Origin of the sequence: Actinophytocola sp., assembly GCF_035634895.1 — a bacterium.
Lineage (GTDB): Bacteria > Actinomycetota > Actinomycetes > Mycobacteriales > Pseudonocardiaceae > Actinophytocola.
The window spans coordinates 1-17222 of sequence record NZ_DASQCC010000003.1; the positions used below are offsets into that span (position 1 = coordinate 1).

The window sequence follows — 17222 nt, forward strand, 5'->3', positions numbered from 1 at the left end:
CGACACCAAGGGCCGCCGGTTCACCACCGCGGCGGGCACGGTCGTCGCGGAGGGGGACGTCATCTCCGTCGACGGCACCGCGGGGAAGGTCTACCTCGGCGAGCTGGACGTCGTCCCGTCCCCGGTCGTCGACTACTTCGAGGGCCGCCGCCCACCCGAGCGCGACGCCCTGCTGCGAGCCGTCGACCGGATCATCCACCACGCCGACCACCGCGCCCGGCTGGACGTACGCGCCAACGCCGACACCCCGGAGGACGCGCACCGGGCTCGCGCGCTCGGCGCGAGCGGCATCGGGCTCGTCCGCACCGAGCACATGTTCCTCGGCGACCGGCGGGTGCTGGTCGAGCGGCTGATCCTGGCGGCGGACGACGACGAGCGGGCGGACGCCCTCGCGGCACTGCTTCCGTTGCAGCGCGCGGACTTCACCCGGATCCTCGAGGAGATGGACGGCCTGCCCGTCACCATCCGCCTGCTGGATCCGCCACTGCACGAGTTCCTGCCCGACCGGACCGAGCTGACCGCCCGCGTCGCGGTCGCGAAGGCCCTCGGCCAGCACACCCCGGACGAGGACCTGCTGGCCGCGGTCGACCGGCTGCACGAGGAGAACCCGATGCTCGGCACCCGTGGCGTCCGGCTCGGGCTGGTCATACCGGGCCTCTACGACCTGCAGGTGCGGGCGATCGCCGAGGCCACGGCGGCCCGGATCCGCGCGTTCGGCGACCCACGGGTCGAGATCATGATCCCGCTCATCGGCGACGTCCGGGAGCTGGAGATCACGGCGGCCCGGGCACGGGAAGTCGTCGCCGAGGTCGCCGCCGAGACCGGGGTGGCAATCCCGTACGAGGTCGGCACGATGATCGAGCTGCCCCGTGCGGCCCTCACCGCCGGCCGCATAGCCGAGACCGCCCGGTTCTTCTCCTTCGGCACCAACGACCTCACGCAGACGACGTGGGGCTTCTCCCGCGACGACGTCGAGGGGTCGTTCTTCCCGGCGTACCTGGAGCAGGGCGTGTTCGACGTGTCGCCGTTCGAGACCATCGACCGCGACGGCGTCGGCCGGCTGGTTACGCTTGCCGCCCGGGAGGGCCGGGTCGTCCGTCCCGACCTGGAGCTCGGTGTGTGCGGTGAGCACGGCGGCGACCCCGCGTCGATCCACTTCTTCCACGACATCGGCCTCGACTACGTGTCCTGCTCGCCGTTCCGCGTCCCCGTCGCACGGCTGGAGGCCGGCCGCGCCGCGGTGGGGGAGACCACCAACGACACCCGCTAGGAGGCGGAGCTGACCGGGACCGCGGTCACGATGGCGAGTCGCCCGCTGGCACCGCGTCGGGGTCCACTGTGGAGGCGTCCACGGGAAGCAGGAGCTGTCCGGTCACCATCTTCGGCCGGATCCTGATCACGTGGTCCATCGACAGGTCGACCATGGGGCGCAGCAGCCGCTTGTACCGCGCGACCGCGTCGACGTGGTCCTCCTCCTCGGCGACACCGAGCACGACGACGCTCCAGTCCAGCCGGGAGTCCGCGTTGACGAGGTCGGCCTCGTACGCCACGACCTGGCCGACGGCCCGCAGGATCGCCGACTCGGCGTGGGTGCGGATGATCACGGCGCCGTCGTCGACGATGTGGTTCACCGGGCGGACGGCGGGCAGAGCGCGCTCGGTGAACACGATCCGGCCGTAGGGGACGCTGCCGAGCAGCTCGAGTGCCTCGTCGTGGCTGACGGGCCGCAGCCGCGCCGGCTGGTTCTCGGTCATGCGTTTCCCCTTGTTCGCGGCTACTCGTTGAATCCTCACCGAGAGCCGTGCGGTCTCGAACCTGCCCAAAGTCGTCGCCCGCAGGGTCTTTGGTCCCTGTCCGGGGCGGTGGACGCGGCTGAGGATCGAGGTGGGGAGAAAGACGGAGGAGAAGCCATGCGGAAGCTTGCCGAGGTCGCGGCGGAGTTCCTCGACACGAGACGAATCGCGGTCACGGGCGTGTCACGCAGGCCCGAGGGGCACGGCGGCAACGTCGTGCACCAGCGGTTGAGGGAACGCGGCTACGAGGTGTTCGCGGTCAACCCGAACGCGGACGAGGTCGCCGGTGACAGGTGCTACCACGACCTGAAGTCGATCCCCGGCGGGGTGGACGCGGTGGTGATCGCCACGCGCCCGGAGGTCGCGGATGCCACCATGCGCGAGTGCGTCGAGCTGGGCGTGAAGTACGTGTGGATGCACCGCTCCTTCGGCCCCGGCAGCGTGTCGCCGGCCGCGACCGAGTACGGCCGCGAGCACGGCGTCACCGTGATCGACGGCGGGTGCCCACTCATGTTCCCGCCGGCCTCGGACCCCGGCCACCGGGTCATGCGCTGGCTGTGCCACCCGCCGAGACAAGCCGGGTAGGAGTGGCCGTGGCGAGGACCGCGACCCTCCCGGTCACGGTCCTCGCCGCGCTCGGCGCCGCCGGTGTACGGCGGCCACGAACACCGTCGTGGCCGCCGGCAGCCAGGGGAACGCCCACCGCACACCACCGGCCGGTTCGTCGAGGTCGAGCCCGGTGACGGCCGTCCTGCGACGGCAGTGATCGGTCAGTCCCTCGGTGTGGATGGCCGGACTCACGAGAGGTCCCCGTGCTCACGCCGGCGCGGTCGTGCCGCGAACGCGACGAGCAGCGCACCACCGAACAGCAGCACGACGCCGGTGGACAGGACGGTGATCGCGACCGGTTCCAGCGCGGGTGCGGTGGCCGCGAACGTCACGTCCGCCCGGACCTCCGGCCGCGCGGCTGCGTTCATGATCACGAGGGACCAGTCACCGGGCTGTGGGGTCCAGTCGAGCGTGAGGGTTCCGGTGCCGGACACCGAGTCGACCCAGATGTCCATGCCTGCCGGCGTGCTCGGCGGGCGGGTGGCCGTCATCGGCCCCGCGACCGCCATGTGGCGGTAGCCCCGGTGCTCCCGGTAGTCACCGAACCTGCGGTGCGGCACGCCGTCGAGGTAGCGGACGACATCGGCGGTGTCGGCGACGCCGGCGAACAACGGCGAGCTGTCCACGGTGGATATCTCGACGCGCACGTCGCCGAGAAACTCGCCCACCCACGGCCAGTTCCGGTCCACCGGTGCCACGTCGTCGGCGTCGAACCGCAGCGCGTAGCCGCCGTCGTCGTACCGCTGTGCCGGGATGGACACGTAGCCGGCCGTGTCGCGCTGCCCATCGAGCCACAGGAGCCCGCCGCCGCCGGCCGCCCCGCCGGCACCGATGATCAGCAGCAGCACGCCGAAGACCACGCCGGCCGTGCGTGCGGGGGACACGCCGGTCGGGTGTGCCGTCCGCGTGACGGGCTCGGGCGCGGGGTCGCCGCCGCCGAGGTCCAGGCGGAACGGCGGGTACTCGTCGGTCATCAGCGCCGCGTAGGCGCCGACCCGTAGCACCCAGCGGTTCATGCCGATGACCAGGTCGAAGATTCCGCGCGGGTAGCGGCCGGTGAACAGCAGCGCCACGCCGGCGAACACGCTCAACAGGGTCACCAGTCCGCCGTCCCAGCCGTTGTCCCACTGCCAGAGCACGAACCCGCCACCCCCGGCGAAGAACGCGACCACCAGGTAGTGCGGGATCGCCAGCAGCCACCACTTCACCAGCGCCAGCCCACGGGACAGGTGCTCCGGGTAGGCGACGTCCAGCGTCGCCGGGTAGTCCGGCTCGGCGTCGAGGCTGAAAGGTGGGTAGCGGTCCGTGGCGAGGGCGCCGTAGCCGTAGCACCAGACCCGCCAGGTCCAGCGCAGCACTCCGAGGTTGAAGTCGAACAGCGGGCGTGGGTAGCGGCCGGTGCACAGGATCGCCACCATCGCCACGAACGTCACGACCGGAAACGCCAGCCACAGGAACAACAGCACGACCAGGTGCGGCACCAGCAGCAGCCATTTCACCAGCCACAGCCATCGGCTGGGCTCACTGTCGAGCCGGGCGGTCATCCGCACCGGCGATGTTCCCGTGACCACGGCCTTCTCCTTCCAGCGGTCCTACCTCCACCGTCGGCCACACAGGGATGGCCCGACAGGGTCCGTGGGATGCGGCGGGCGGGTCCTTGGTCGCGTCGGGCAGGGAACAACAGCCCTCGCGGACAGGTTCCGCGCGCAAGAAGGTGGGTGGCATGGAAGGCACGAAGCGAGGAGGCCGAACGATGAAGGAGCACAGGCCGGACCAGCACACGGTGCTCGGCGCCATCGCACTGGCCAACCGCGCGCCCTCGGTGCACAACACTCAGCCGTGGCGCTGGCTGATCGGCGAGGAGTCGATCCACCTCATGGCCGACCAGACCCGGCGCGTCCCGGCCACCGACCCCGACGGGCGGGACCTGCTGCTGAGCTGCGGTGCGGCGCTCCACCACCTGCGGGTCGCGCTGGGTGCGCTCGGCTGGCGCGCGATCGTGCACCGCCTGCCGAACCCGGGTGACCCCGACCATCTCGCCGCGGTGGAGTTCGCCCCGAAGACACCGTCCACCGAGGACATCACGCTCGTCGGCGCCATCTCGCGCCGACGGACGGACCGGCGCCGGTTCACCTCCTGGCCTGTGCCGGACGGGCACCTGGACCTCATGGTCAGGCGAGCCGGGAAGGCCGGTGCGCTCCTGGTGCCGGTGACCGACGGGCTCACCCGCCGGCAGCTCACCCGAGCTCTCGACCAGGCCGCCGGTGCCCAGTACGACGACGCCGCCTACACGGCGGAGCTCGCCACCTGGAGCGGCCGCAACCGGCTCGCCCGGGACGGTGTGCTCGCCGCCAGCACCCCACCGCAGGCGCGTGTCCACGGAGACACCGCCATGCGCGAGTTCCCCCAGGGCACCCAGCCCGAGGCACGGACCGGCCGCAACGAGGCCGACGGCGGCGAGCTGCTGGTCCTCGCGACACTCGCCGACGACGTGGTCTCGGTGCTGCGCGCCGGTGAGGCGGCGAGCGTCGCGTTGCTGACCGCCACCAGCATCGGTCTGGCCACGTGCCTGCTCTCGCAGGCACTCGAACTGCCCGGCACCCGCGCCCTCGTCCGCGGCCCGGTGCTCGACGGGGCGGCCTACCCCCATCTGATCCTGCGCACCGGCTGGGCACCCACCGCCGCGCCCCCACCACCGGAGAGCCGGCGGCGGGCGACCGAGGACACCGTCGACTACCTGCCCGGCACCCACCGGCCCGCGCACACGCCGTGACCAGCACCCGTTGACGCCTCGCCGGCCGTGACCGGCGAGGCGTCAACGCGTCACTGGTGACCGGTGGCCCTGTCGAGTGCCGCGGCGAGCATCGGCGCCAGGTCGCGGGTGAACTCGAGGTTCAGGTGGTTCGCGTCGTAGTACACGGCGACGTTGCCGATGACCGCGTAGCACTTCCGCCGGTCACAGAAGTAGTCGGTCAGGTCCACCAGGGACACCGCGGGTTCGCGGCTCGACCGGGCGGCCTCGGCCAGCGGATCCCGGGGCTGCGCGACGTTCCGGTCCACCGCGCAGGCGAGTGGGTCGTCCGGGTTGAGGGTCACGCAGTCGGCGGGCCGCACGTCGCCGTTGAGTGGCGGGTCCGCCAGGACGACCACGTGTGCCCCGGCGTCGGCCCAGGCACGCCAGTACGGTTCGAGGCCGTCGCGGTACTGCGCGGTCTGCGACCGGCCCGTGCCGTCGTCGGCGGGCTCCATGCGGGCGAAGAAGGAGAGGAACACCGTCGACGGCCGGTCGGCGGCGACCACGTCGGCCATCCGCTCCGTCCATTCCTTGCACGTCCGCTTGAACCCGTCGTCGGCCGGGCCGCGGTAGCCGGTGAAGTCGACCTTCGCGAACGGGCAGCCGCCGAGGCCGCCGAACTTGACCAACCACTTCCGCTCGCGGGCCAGCGCCATCACGGCGCCCTGCCAGTGCAGGGCATGGGAGTCGCCGAGGAGCCACACCACCTCGGGTGTCGGATCGTGTTGGCTGAAGTCGCACACGAGGGTGGTCTTCGTGGCGCCGGCCATGTTGTCGTCGATCTGGCGGCATTCGCGCGGCACCTGGAAGTACGCGTTGGCCGGGCCCATGGCCACCACCTGCGCGGGCCCGAACCGGTTGTGGCAGTCGTTGCGGGAGACCATGGCGTCGGCGCCGTGGCACGAGCTGGGCGCGGCCGAGGCGATCTGCTGCCCCGCCTGGACGACCTGCCGCTCGTAGGACCAGTTCAGCGCGCCGGCCACCAGCGCGAGGACGGCCATCCCGGCGGCCATGGCGGCGAAGGTGAGCCCGGTGGGGCGTCTGCGCGGCCGCCAGGCCAGGCCGCGGTCCTCCACGAGGACCTTCGACGCGGCCGCGAGCAGCAGCGACACGGCGAGGATGACGAGCTTGTCCCGCGCGGTCAGCACCTGGCCGATCGCGAAGGGCGCCAGCAGGATCAGCGGCCAGTGCCACAGGTACAGCGAGTAGCTGATGTTGCCCAGCCACTGCACCGGCCGTGCGGCGCTCAACGGGGTGTGCCACTGCTTCGCGCCTCGGTTGCCGGCGATGATGACAAGCGCCGTGCCCACGGTGGGGACCAGGGCCAGGTAGCCGGGAAACGCGGTGGTGGGGCCGTAGGCGACCGCCGGACCGATGATCATCGCCAGGCCGGCGAACGAGGCGACGCCAGCCACCCCGGCGGGCAACGCGAGCCGCGCGCCCGCCAGCGCGACGAGCGCGCCCACGGCGAACTCCCACACCCGCGTCGGGGTGACGAAGTACGCCTGGCTCGGCGCGTGCGCGGTGTAGTACACGCAGAAGGCGAGCGACGCGGCGGCGACCACCGCCACACCCGCGAACCGGGCCCGCCGAAGGCGAACCTTGAACAGCAGGAACAGCAGCAGCGGCCAGACGAGGTAGAACTGCTCCTCGACCGACAGCGACCAGTAGTGCTGAACGAGGCTGGGCGCCGCGTCGGCCGCGGAGTAGTTCACGGACTCCACGGTGAGCAGCCAGTTCTCCCCGTACAGCGCGCTGGCGACGGCGTGCCGCGCGGTCTCGGCCCAGCGCGGGTACGGCATCAGGAAGTAGGCGCCGACCATGGTGAGCACCAGCACGAGGAACGCCGCCGGGAGCAGGCGCCGGATGCGGCGGGCGTAGAACCGGCCCAGCCGTACCCGTCCGGTCCCGTCCAGCTCCCGGCACAGGTGCGAGCTGATCAGGAACCCGGAGATCACGAAGAAGACGTCCACGCCGACGTAACCGCCGGCGAGCCGCCCGGGCCACAGGTGGTTGAGCAGCACGGCGAGCACCGCCACCGCCCGCAGGGCCTGCACGTCGGTGCGGAACCGCGTGCCCTCGCCGCGAGGCGGTCCGGTGCCCTCCGTCGTGAGCTGATGCCTGCCCGAGTCCAGCGCGTCCGAATCACGGTCCGCCGGCCGGGTGCCGGGCCCACCGGTCCCGTCCTGTTCGTGGTCGATGGTGATCGTGCCCTGGGCGGCGGGGTGTTCGGCGTCGGCGTTGACCATGGCCTCGCTCGGGCGGTGCCCGGCGGGGTAGGAGGGGCCGGCCGAGCGGATGCCACGCTCCAGCGCCGCCCTGGCGACCCGCCGCCACGCCCGGTCCACACTCACAGCGACCTCCGCCACTCCGTCCTGTTCGGACGGCTCGACCTGCCTGTCCCTATCCCCGCTCTGGCTCGCTGAATCGACCACGACCAGCGGGAATCGGCGAGTGTAGTCCACTGTGGTCAGTCCACTTGGGAGGCTGGCGTGCCGCGGGGTGGCGGCGTGTCGGGGAACCGGCTCGCGGGCGGGATCGTCCATCACGGACGATGACGTTTCCTTCACTCCTCGCGGCCGCTGTCGCCGTGGATGGCGTCGTCGACGGCCTCCCGTGCCGGCGCGCGGCGCGGGTTCACCTCCGCCGGGGCTCGACCGGGACGGTGAGGGAGAGCACCGCGCCGCCCTCGGCGCGGTTGTGCGCGGCGACCGAACCGCCGTGGCGGGCGGCGATCTCGCTCACCAGCGACAGGCCGAGGCCGTACCGGCGACGCTCGTCGCGCGTGGTGTCGGCCGGGCCGGGGTTGAACCGGGTGAACAGCGTGGGCAGGAGGTCCGCGCTGATGCCGGGGCCGTCGTCCACCACGTCCACCCGCGCCTGCTGGCCCGTCCGGGTGAGCACCACGCGGACGGTGCTGTTCGCGTGCCGGATCCCGTTGTCCAGCAGGGCGTTCAGCGCGCGCCGCAGACCAGCGTCGTAACCGTTGACGGTGACGGGGGTCGTGGTCACCGCGAGTCGCACGCCGCGCTCGTCCGCCGCGGACTCCGCCGCCGCGACGGCCTCGCCCAGCAGGGCGGCCAGGTCGACGGGCCGGCGCGGCACCGACTCGCGCGGGTCGGCCGCGAGCAGCAGGTCGTCGAGGATCGCGCCCAGCTGGCGCGCGTCGGCCACCAGACCGTCCACATCGGACTCGACGGAGCTGTCGCGCAGGTGTCTGCGCAGCAGCTGCGCCCTGGTGCTCAGCAGGGTCAGCGGTGTGCGGAGCTCGTGGCCGGCGTCGGCGACGAACCTGCGCTGCAGGGCGAGCGCGCTCACCAGCGGGGTCACCGCGCGGCGGGCCACCCACGCCCCGGTGACGCCGGCGAGCACGAGCCCCACGCCGCCGGCGAGCAGCAGCACCTTGAGGAGGCGCTCCCGCTCAACGTGGGCGTACCGGAGGTCGAGCGCCGCCTGCACCACCTCCTCGCCCCGACGCTCGGTGCGGACCCGGTACTCCTGCCGTCCGTCGTGGACGTCGTCGGTCCGCGCCACCCCGTCCGCCGCCACGGCGTCGATCAGGCCTTGGTCGGGGAGGCCCCTGGGGATGTGCGGGGTCGCCGTGGTCCTCCCGTCGCGCCGTACGGCGAGCCAGATCCCGGCGGGTGGGTCGGTCACGTCGTCGGCGGTGGCGATGGCGGTGGTCAGCTGGTTGTTCTGCTGTGCGGCCTGTGTGCGCTGGATGATCAGCACGACCGCCACGCCGAGCAGCGTCACGGCGACCAGCACCGCGGCTGCGGACTGCATACCCAGCCGCACCATCGTCGCGCGGACCAGGCGGGCGTCGGCCGAGTCGGGGGCACTCACCGGCCGCGGCCGAGCTGGTAGCCGCGGCCGCGCACGGTGTCGATCACCGCGCGGCCGAGCTTGCGGCGCAGGTAGTGGACGTAGGTGTCGACCGCGGCGTCGCTCTCCGCGTCGTCGAAGACGAGTGCGAGGAGCTGGCGTCGGGTGAACACGGTGCCGGGGCGGGTGGCGAAGGCGGCGAGGAGGTCGCACTCCCGCGTCGACAGCCGGACCGGCTCGCGGTCGCCGAGCACGGCGGACCGGGTGTCCAGTTCGAGCCGTCCGCCGGGCAGCGGCAGGGACCGCGCGGTGTCGAGGTGCCGCCGCCGCAGTGCGCGCAGCCGCGCGAGCAGCTCGTCGAGGTCGAACGGCTTGCCGAGGTAGTCCTCGGCGCCCGCGTCGAGGCCGGCGACCCGGTCGGCCGGGTTGGCCAGTGCGGACAGCACCAGCGTCGGGGTGACCACGCCACGCAGGCGCAGGCGGGTGAGCAGGTCGAGCCCCTCGATCGCCGGCAGGCCGCGGTCGAGCACCACGACGTCGTAGGAACGGGTGAGGGCCAGGTGCAGGCCCTGCTGGCCGTCGGCGGCGGTGTCGACGTGGTAGCCCTCCTCGGTGAGCAGGGCGTCGAGCATCGCCAGCAGCTGCCGGTCGTCCTCGACCAGCAGCAGGTGTGGGGAGTCGCTCACCTGAGCATTCTCGTCAGGCCGGCGGACCTGTGCACCTCGCGGTCCCGGTCGACGGCGAACACGAGGCAGCCGGGCTGGGCGTCGGCCCACGCGATGCCCTCGGTGCCCATGGCGAACGCCGCAGTCGACACGGCGTCGGCGGTGGTCAGGTCGTTCGCGACGACGGTCAGGCTGACCAGGTCGCGCACGGGTCGGCCGGTGCGTCCGTCGACGATGTGGTCGCCGCGTTCGTAGGTGCCGGACGTGGCCACCGCACCCTCGTCGACCTCCAGCACGGCACACACCCGCAGCACGTGGTCGGGGTGTCGGATGCCGATCGACCACGGCCTGCCCGCCGCGACGACGTCGCCGCCGACGTTGAGGCAGAACTCGGTGACGCCGGCCGCCCGGAGCATGTCGGCGGCCCGCTGCACGGCCCAGCCCTTGACCACGCCGCACGGGTCGAGCGGGCGTCCGGGCAGCTGGACCCGGAACGCGCCGCCGGTGTCCCGTTCGTACCTGGCACACAGGTCGAGCACCTCGGTCAGCTCCTTGCTGTGGCGGCCGGTGCGGACCTCGCTGTCGGGCCGGAAGGGGCTGAACCGGCGGTCGACGTGGCGAAGCCACCCGAACACGGCGCCGGCGGCGGCCTGGTCGGGGACCTCGATCGATGCCGGCATGCCCATGACCTGTTCGACGAACCGCATGTCAGCCTCCGTTCGCGTCGATCGCGGCCTGGAGGGACCGGGCGTAGGCCTCGCTGGTGACGGTCGCGCCCGACACCATGTCGATGTGCGCGCTCTGGGCCCGCAACGCCTCGCTGCGCAGCGTGGGTCCGGCCCGGCTCGCGATGCGCTGGCTGTGCCCGTCGCCGGGCTCGGTGACGATCTGGACGTCGGTGATCGTGGCGCCGGAGAAGGTGACCCGGACCTGGTAGGGCCCGAACTCGGTGTCGACGACCGGGCCGTCGACGGTTCGCGTCCCCTGGGTGCCGGTCCCCGGCGTCGGGGTGCCGGTCTCCGGGGCGGGCGGCGCGGCGACGGCGGTCGGCGCTGGGGAGGTCGCCGGGTGGTACCGCATGAGCGGGACGAGCCCGGCGAAGAGCAGCGCCAGGATGATCAGTGCTTTGCGCATCGGTGGTTCTCCCTCAGCCGGCGAAGGCGAAGCGTTCGGTGTGCACCTGGTCGTCGGGGACCCCGAGCCGGCGCAGGGTGTGGCGCACGGCCTCGGTCATGCCGGGCGGCCCGCAGACGTACACGTCGCGGCGCCACGCGTCGGGTACCAGTGCGGCCAGGTCGGGGAGACCGGGGGTGGTGCGTGGCCCGACCACGAAGTGCAGCCGCGCACCGGACCAGCGCGCGATCGCCCGCAGCTCGGCGGCGAGCACCACGTCCCGGGGCGTGCTGGCCCGGTACACCACCACGACGTGGGCGCCGGCGTGCGCGAACTCCTCCAGCAGCGCGCGGATCGGCGTCACGCCGACCCCGCCGGCCACCAGCAGCACCTGGCGCCGGGTCGCGCGTGCGCCGGTGAACGCCCCGTACGGTCCCTCGGCGAACACCCGGGTGCCGGGCCGGACGTGCTGGAGCCAGGCGCTGCCGTCACCGAGCGCCTTGACCGTGATCCGCAGGAACCGCCCGTCCGGCATCGCCGACAGCGAGAACGGGTGCGCCTGGAACCACCGGCTGCCGAACCGCCACAGGAAGAACTGCCCGGCCCGCGCCGGGAGCCGGTCCAGGGCCCGTCCGCCGATCCAGATCGTCACGACGTCGGGGCTCTCCCGCACCACCGAGACCACCCGCGGCCGGTGCCGCAGGTTGCGGAACACCGGCAACCCGACCCGGGTCGTGGCCACCGCGGCACCCGCGAACCCGTAGAGCGACCACCAGTACAGCCGCCCGACAGGAGAGCCGGTGAAGTCCTCCCCGACGGAGACCTGGTGCAGGAAGCCGAGCACGACCGCCAGGTAGACCAGCAGATGCACCGCGTGCCACGACTCGTACCGCAGCCGCCTGCGCGCCCGGCGCGCGGAGGTCACTCCCACCACGACCAGCAGTACCGTGGCGATGGTCGCGAGGCCGACGTCCTCGGTGCCGAACACGAGCGTGTCGAGCTCGCCGAGCACGTCGCCGCCGTCCTGGGCGGCGAACCCGAGCGTGACGAACACCAGGTGCGCCAGCACCAGCCACAGCACCCAGAACCCGCTCCAGCGGTGCCACGCGGTGAGCCGGTCCATCCCCAGCCGCGACTCCAGCCACGGCAGCCGGGCCACCAGGACGAGCTGGACGACCAGCACCAGCGCCCCGTAGAGCCCGGTCAGCCGACCCAGCGCGATGAGCAACCCGCCCGGCTCGGCCAACCGTTCGAACCCGTGGCCGAGGACGAACAGGTCCGTGGCCCACACCACGTTCAGCGCCACGAGGGCCCACAACCACTGACTCGCTCTCACACGATCGAGTCTCGACACGTTTTCTGGGGGAAGTCTTGGAGTCCGGCCACCGGCGACACAGGCGCCAGCACCAGCCGAGGAACGCGGCTGTCGGCGCCGCGGAAGGCTTCGTCCCGTGTGGTTGAGCTGGGCGTGACGAGGCGACCGGTGTCGACGCGGGGGTGGCGAGTCATGTCGCCGGCACCGCGTGCGGGGTGGTCCGGGGTTCCCACGGGGCCGCGGTCGAGCGTTCGACAAAGGGCGGAGGGGATCTCGCGACCGGTGTGGACCTCGCCGCGGAGCGCGTGGTCCTGGCGATGCCGCGGGAGGCGTGTCCGCACGAGGGTGGTCGTCGGTGAGTAGTGCGGCGCGGACGAGGGGGCGAGTCGCGGACCTGGCTGGTCGACCCGGTGCGCTCCGCGCGGCCGGTGACCCCGGATCCCGTCCGGTGACCCCGGATCCGTCCGGCGGCCGCGCTGGTCCGGTCGGCGGCCTGGTGATCCAGAGGTGTCGACCTGTTCATGACGACGTTGTCCTCCGCTCATCGCGCCCCGGTTGACGTCACGGGCCATCGCCGGGCGCGCATCGCGCGCCCGGCGATGCCCCAGGCAGGCGCGGGGCAGTGGTGGCCCCGCGTGGGCGCGTCAGGACACGGGAGGCCGGCACGCTATCTAGACTGGCGATCGTGGGTTCACCTGGACGACGCCGGATCGACGAGATCGGCGAGGAAAGTCGTCGCCGTATCCTGGACGCTGCCGAGGAGTTGTTCGCCGAGCGCGGTTTCGACCGTACGTCCTTCGTGGACATCGCGGAACGCTCCGGCATCAGCCGCGGCTCCATCCCCTGGCACTTCAAGAACAAGGAGGGCCTGGTGATGGCCGTCGTGGAACGCGCCGTCAACCGCGAGATCCCACCGGACCGCTACCAGACCGTGCCGCCGATCGCCGAGTTGTTCGACGACGCCGCGGCACTGGCCCAGGACGCCAATCTGCCGCTGCTGTTCATGATCCTGGCCAAGGCCATCGGCGGTGCGGAGGCCGTCCGCGGCCAGTACCAGGAGTTCCTCACCCGGCGACGCGGCGGCCTCGAGGACTGGTTGCGCGCGCAACGCCCGAAGGACGCCGATCCCGAGACGGCCGCGAAGCAGGAGCGGGTGTTCGCCGTGGCGCTCAACGGCGCGCTCCTCGGAATCCACCTCCAGTCACTCGTCGACCCCGACAGTTTCGACCTTCGCGAGGTCCTGCGGTCGCTGGCGACCGTGCTCGACGACAACCTCAACGGTGTCTGGCGCACCCTGCCGGTCCCGGCCACCACCCGGCCCACGGACACGAGGACCCGTGGCCGGAACCAAAGCCGCGACTGACGGACCACCGGGGCGGCGGTCGGCACGGGGGTGCGAGGCCCGGCACCTCACGCCTTCCGTCCGGTCCTGTGTGGACTGTCGGACCGTCCCGGCCCCCGTGGTCAGCTGGTCGCGTCGACGACCGGAACGGGTGTGGACGCGAGCAGGTCCGTCATCCGCGCCTCCACAGAGGGCCGCACCTCGTCGCTGGTGTGGATCCACAGCGACCGGGCCCGCATGCCGGCGATGACCATCTCGCCGACCGCGTCGATACCGACACCTCCTCTCAGGAACGCCTCGGCGTCCCGGAGGGCGCTGCCGGGCACCCCGGCGAACAGGTCCTCGTTCACCGTCCTGGTGTTGCGAATGATGTCGGTGTCGACCGGACCGGGGCACAGCACGCTGACGTCGATGCCGTAGCGCCCGAGGGCCAGCCGCAGCGATTCCGAAAGCCCGACCACCGCGAACTTGCCGGTCACGTACAGCACGTTCGCGTCAGCCACCAGACCGGCACCCGACGCGGTGTTCACCACGTACCCGCCCGCACCGCGTTCGATCATGCGGGGCAGGAAGGTCTGCAACCCGTTGACCACGCCGGTGAGGTTGACCCCGAGCGCGAGGTCCCACTTCTCGTAGGTCAGCTCCGTCACCGGCGAGACCGGGACGATGCCCGCGTTGTTGAACAGCAGGTCGACCGGCCCCAGCCTCGCCTCCACCAGGTCGGCGGCCGAGGCGAACCCCTGCCGGTCCCGGACGTCGAGCGGGACGGTCTCCACGGCCGTCAGCCGCGACAGCTCCTCCCCGGCGCGGGTCAACGCCGCCTCGTCGACGTCGGCCAACGCCAGCCGCACGCCGCGCCTGCCCAGGGCACGGGCGATGCCCAGGCCGATCCCCTGACCGCCGCCGGTGATGAAGGCCACCGAGTTCTCCCAATCCCGCACAGGACCACCACTCCTCAATGACCGTGGACAGGCGACGGCCAGACGACCCCGGACGAGGCCGCCGCTCCCCGAACGGGCGCCGTCCCCACTTCTGTGTCGAGTAACATAGAAGAGTGCGTCGACATTGTCTATGCTGACCAACACAGAGCCGAGTGCGGCACGACGTCACACGACCGGCATTCCTCAGGAAGGGCACCGATGAGCGAAGAGGACCGCGCGGGGACGAACCTCTCCCGACCCCCGATCGCCGGCCCGGGCGGCGACGGCGCCCCGCGGGAGGCGAACGTCGTGGCGCGGACCGGTCCAGCGCGACGCATGACCTTCCGGGAGGTCATGTCGGTCGGCGGACGCTCGACGCTGGGCCTGCTCTTCGGTCTACTGCTGGTCGACAGCATCGACAACGCGATGTTCACCGTCTTCGCGCCCGAGATCCGCGAGTCGCTCGGCATGACCTCGGCCCAGATCGTCGTGGTCGGAGCGTTGGCCGGGGTCATGGTCTCGCTCGGTGCGCTGCCGATCGGCCTGCTCGGCGACCGGCGTCGCCGCATCGGCATCGCCGGTGTCTGCACCCTCGTCTGGGCCGCCGCGGCGGCCTCGCTCACCTTGGTGCACACCCTCGTGCAGGTCGTCGTGGCCCGCGTCGTCGCGGGCATCGGCAGAGCCAACGAAGGGCCGATCCAGATCTCGATCCTGACCGACGCCTACCCGCCCGCCGGCCGCGGCCGGGTGCTCGGCGTGCACCGCGCCGCCCAACCGCTGGGCATCGTCGCCGGTCCGGTCCTGGCCGCGGCCTTCGCGGCGGTGGTCCCCGCCGGCCACGAGTCGTGGCGCTGGGCGTTCGCGTTCCTCGCCTGCTGCGGCGTGCTGCTCGCCGTGGCCACCCTGCGGCTGCCCGAGCCGGTCCGCGGACGTTTCGAACGGGACGTGCCACCCGGCAGGCGGTCGCTACCGGACCAGGACACCACGCTGGTGTCACCGCGAACCGCGTTCGCACGGTTGAAGAAGATCCGCACCTTCTACTTCGTCATGGTCGCGCTCGGCGCGTTCGGCCTGTGCGTGATCGCGGTGCCGGTCTACCTGACCCTCATCCTCGAGGACCAGCTCGGTCAGGACGTCGGCGCACGCGGCCTGATCGGTGCGGTCTGCGCCGTCGGTGGGCTGGCCGGCGCCGCCCTCGGTGGCGTCTACAGCGACCGGCTCTTCCGGCGAAGCCCCACCGGATCCCTGTACCTGGCCAGTGCGGCGCTCGCCGCGCTCGGCGTCGGGTTCGCCGTCCAGGCCTACTCGCCCGACGTCACCACCTTCGTCGTCGTCGGGGTCCTCACCCAGGGCGTGACCTTCGCCGGGCTGGTCCCGCTGAGTCTCGTCGTCGCGGCGGTGACCCCGCCCCAGCTCCGCTCGACGGCCTTCGCGCTGGTGGGTGTCTACCTGGCGTTCGTCGGCGGCCTCGGTGGCGCACTGGTCACCGGCCTCGCCGACCAGGCATGGGGTCCGCAGGCCGCCGTCGCGGTGGTCGCGTCGTCCGCATCCGTGGTCGCCGGTCTCGTCCTCGCCAGTGGCTCCGGCCACCTGCTCGGCGACATCGCCGCTCAGGCCGGCCCCGGCGGCCGCGACGCCTGAACGTTCGGCGTCGGTCACTCGCCCCGGTGAGCTCGCGGACTCGACGGTCGCCCTTACTGGAACACCTCGTGAACGTCGTTCTCGGTGGCGGTCGTCGTGACGACCAGGACCGTGTCTCCTGGATGGAAGCGGTAGTCGCCGGTGGGGACCAACGGCTGGGCGTCGTGGACGACGGTGGCCACCACCGTCCCCGCCGGCAGCGTGAGGTCGGCGAGTGCCTGGCCGGCCGCCCTGGAGTGGTCGTCGAGGTGGGTCTCGATGAGCGTGACGCCCGCGTCGGCCAGCCGTACCAGGCCGACGGTGTCGGCGGCGCCGCTCGCCTCCTCGATCAGGGACACCAGGGAGGCGGCGGCCGGCAGCGCCACGTCGACTCCCCAGCGGGCGTCGAACAGCCAGGTGTTGTCCGGGTCGTTGACGCGGGCCATGGCGCGAGGGACGGCGAACTGCCGCTTGGCGAGCAGCGCGATCACCAGGTTGTCCTCGTCCTCCCCGGTGATGGCGAGCAGCAGGTCGGTGTTGAGCACACCGGCGTCCTCGAGGACGCGTGGCTCGCACGCGTCGCCGTGCACGAGCCGAACCGGGTGCACGGTCGGCAGCTCCGCCAGGCGGGCCCTGTCCCGCTCGATGACCGTCACGTCGTGGCCGGTGGCCGCGAGCAGGTGGGCGGCCTGCTCACCGAGCCGGCCGGCGCCGGCGACGAGAACCTTCATGACGCCCCCTCATCCGCTCCGCGGCGCCGGTACGCTCCGCAGGCTCCGCTCCACCGGCGCCCTCCGCGGCTGAGGTGCCGTCCTGAACATCGATGATTCGTCCCGCGAGCTCCACTCATGTGCCCAACTCCTTGCCGAGGAAGGAACGCAGCCGGTCCAGCGCCGACGCGGCGACCGCGAGGCTCACGGTGTCACCGGCCCTGGCGAGGTTGTCGCCGGCCGGGAGGAAGGAGTGCCCGCCGCGGGTGACCGCGACCACCCGGATCTGGCCGTCCACGTCGAGGTCGTGCAGTGGCCGGCCGGCGAACCAGGTGGGCAGGGTCTCCCGCACCAGCAGGGTTTCCCCGTTGCCGAAGGTGACCTCCGGGTCGACGTGGCGGTGCCGGAGCACCTGGCTGATCCGGTTCACGGTCCAGCGGACGCTCGCGACGGTGGGGATGCCGAGAGCCTGGTAGATGTCCGCCCGGCGCGGGTCGTAGATGCGGGCGATCACGC

General features: G+C 72.5%; 17 protein-coding genes. 5 read left to right on the plus strand and 12 right to left on the minus strand.

Annotation, left to right across the window (positions count from 1 at the left end):
* Positions 1-1270, plus strand: a 1270-nt coding sequence (locus tag VET29_RS00635) for a putative PEP-binding protein (RefSeq protein WP_324913188.1), incomplete at its 5' end; no start/stop codon positions are given.
* Positions 1271-1295: 25 nt separating this feature from the next.
* On the opposite strand, the gene VET29_RS00640 is transcribed toward VET29_RS00635, so the two are convergent.
* Complete coding sequence (locus VET29_RS00640; protein ID WP_324913190.1) at positions 1296-1754, minus strand: pyridoxamine 5'-phosphate oxidase family protein; 459 nt, start codon at positions 1752-1754, stop codon at positions 1296-1298.
* Between the two features lie 156 nt (positions 1755-1910).
* On the opposite strand from VET29_RS00640, the gene VET29_RS00645 reads away from it, so the two are divergent.
* Positions 1911-2378, plus strand: a complete 468-nt coding sequence (locus tag VET29_RS00645) for a CoA-binding protein (RefSeq protein ID WP_324913193.1) — start codon at positions 1911-1913, stop codon at positions 2376-2378.
* A gap of 33 nt (positions 2379-2411) precedes the next feature.
* On the opposite strand, the gene VET29_RS00650 is transcribed toward VET29_RS00645, so the two are convergent.
* Both VET29_RS00650 and VET29_RS00655 read right to left on the minus strand, forming a co-directional pair.
* Positions 2412-2594 (minus strand): hypothetical protein, encoded by a 183-nt coding sequence (locus VET29_RS00650; protein ID WP_324913195.1) that lies wholly within the window; start codon positions 2592-2594, stop codon positions 2412-2414.
* The gene (locus tag VET29_RS00655; RefSeq protein ID WP_324913197.1) at positions 2591-3973 is read right to left on the minus strand and encodes a DUF4389 domain-containing protein; all 1383 of its coding nucleotides are present in this window, start codon (positions 3971-3973) and stop codon (positions 2591-2593) included. Before VET29_RS00655 ends, VET29_RS00650 begins: the two co-directional genes overlap by 4 nt.
* A 182-nt stretch (positions 3974-4155) precedes the next feature.
* Here VET29_RS00655 and VET29_RS00660 point away from each other — a divergent pair, with 182 nt between their 5' ends.
* Positions 4156-5175, plus strand: a complete 1020-nt coding sequence (locus tag VET29_RS00660; protein WP_324913199.1) for an Acg family FMN-binding oxidoreductase — start codon at positions 4156-4158, stop codon at positions 5173-5175.
* Positions 5176-5225: 50 nt separating this feature from the next.
* Here VET29_RS00660 and VET29_RS00665 read toward each other — a convergent pair whose 3' ends face one another.
* The 6 genes from VET29_RS00665 to VET29_RS00690 form a co-directional block, all read right to left on the minus strand.
* Positions 5226-7550, minus strand: a complete 2325-nt coding sequence (locus tag VET29_RS00665; protein ID WP_324913201.1) for an acyltransferase family protein — start codon at positions 7548-7550, stop codon at positions 5226-5228.
* Between the two features lie 283 nt (positions 7551-7833).
* Positions 7834-9042 carry a HAMP domain-containing sensor histidine kinase gene (locus VET29_RS00670; protein WP_324913203.1) on the minus strand — a complete coding sequence of 403 codons (1209 nt, stop codon included), beginning with the start codon at positions 9040-9042 and terminating at the stop codon, positions 7834-7836.
* Positions 9039-9707, minus strand: coding sequence for a response regulator transcription factor (locus VET29_RS00675; RefSeq protein ID WP_324913205.1), 669 nt, complete (start codon positions 9705-9707; stop codon positions 9039-9041). Before VET29_RS00675 ends, VET29_RS00670 begins: the two co-directional genes overlap by 4 nt.
* Entirely contained in the window at positions 9704-10393 is a 690-nt protein-coding gene (locus VET29_RS00680) for an FAD:protein FMN transferase (protein WP_324913207.1), read from the minus strand. The genes VET29_RS00675 and VET29_RS00680 overlap by 4 nt, the downstream gene beginning before the upstream one ends.
* Before the next feature lies 1 nt (position 10394).
* Positions 10395-10820: an FMN-binding protein gene (locus VET29_RS00685; protein ID WP_324913209.1), complete on the minus strand. Its 426-nt coding sequence runs from the start codon at positions 10818-10820 to the stop codon at positions 10395-10397.
* A gap of 13 nt (positions 10821-10833) precedes the next feature.
* Positions 10834-12135, minus strand: coding sequence for a ferredoxin reductase family protein (locus VET29_RS00690; protein ID WP_324913211.1), 1302 nt, complete (start codon positions 12133-12135; stop codon positions 10834-10836).
* Between the two features lie 664 nt (positions 12136-12799).
* Here VET29_RS00690 and VET29_RS00695 point away from each other — a divergent pair.
* Complete coding sequence (locus VET29_RS00695; RefSeq protein ID WP_324913213.1) at positions 12800-13477, plus strand: TetR/AcrR family transcriptional regulator; 678 nt, start codon at positions 12800-12802, stop codon at positions 13475-13477.
* Positions 13478-13578: 101 nt separating this feature from the next.
* On the opposite strand, the gene VET29_RS00700 is transcribed toward VET29_RS00695, so the two are convergent.
* A complete protein-coding gene (locus tag VET29_RS00700; protein WP_324913215.1) occupies positions 13579-14376 on the minus strand; it encodes an SDR family oxidoreductase in 798 nt (265 codons plus the stop codon).
* 219 nt (positions 14377-14595) lie between these two features.
* Between VET29_RS00700 and VET29_RS00705 the strand changes: the two genes are divergently transcribed.
* Complete coding sequence (locus tag VET29_RS00705) at positions 14596-16017, plus strand: MFS transporter (RefSeq protein WP_324913217.1); 1422 nt, start codon at positions 14596-14598, stop codon at positions 16015-16017.
* Between the two features lie 53 nt (positions 16018-16070).
* Here the strand turns inward: VET29_RS00705 and VET29_RS00710 are convergent, their stop codons facing one another.
* Together VET29_RS00710 and VET29_RS00715 are read right to left on the minus strand one after the other, a co-directional pair.
* Positions 16071-16727, minus strand: coding sequence for a potassium channel family protein (locus VET29_RS00710; RefSeq protein ID WP_324913219.1), 657 nt, complete (start codon positions 16725-16727; stop codon positions 16071-16073).
* A 115-nt stretch (positions 16728-16842) separates the two neighbouring features.
* Positions 16843-17222: TrkA C-terminal domain-containing protein (locus VET29_RS00715; protein WP_324913222.1), on the minus strand; the 380-nt coding region annotated here is incomplete at its 5' end.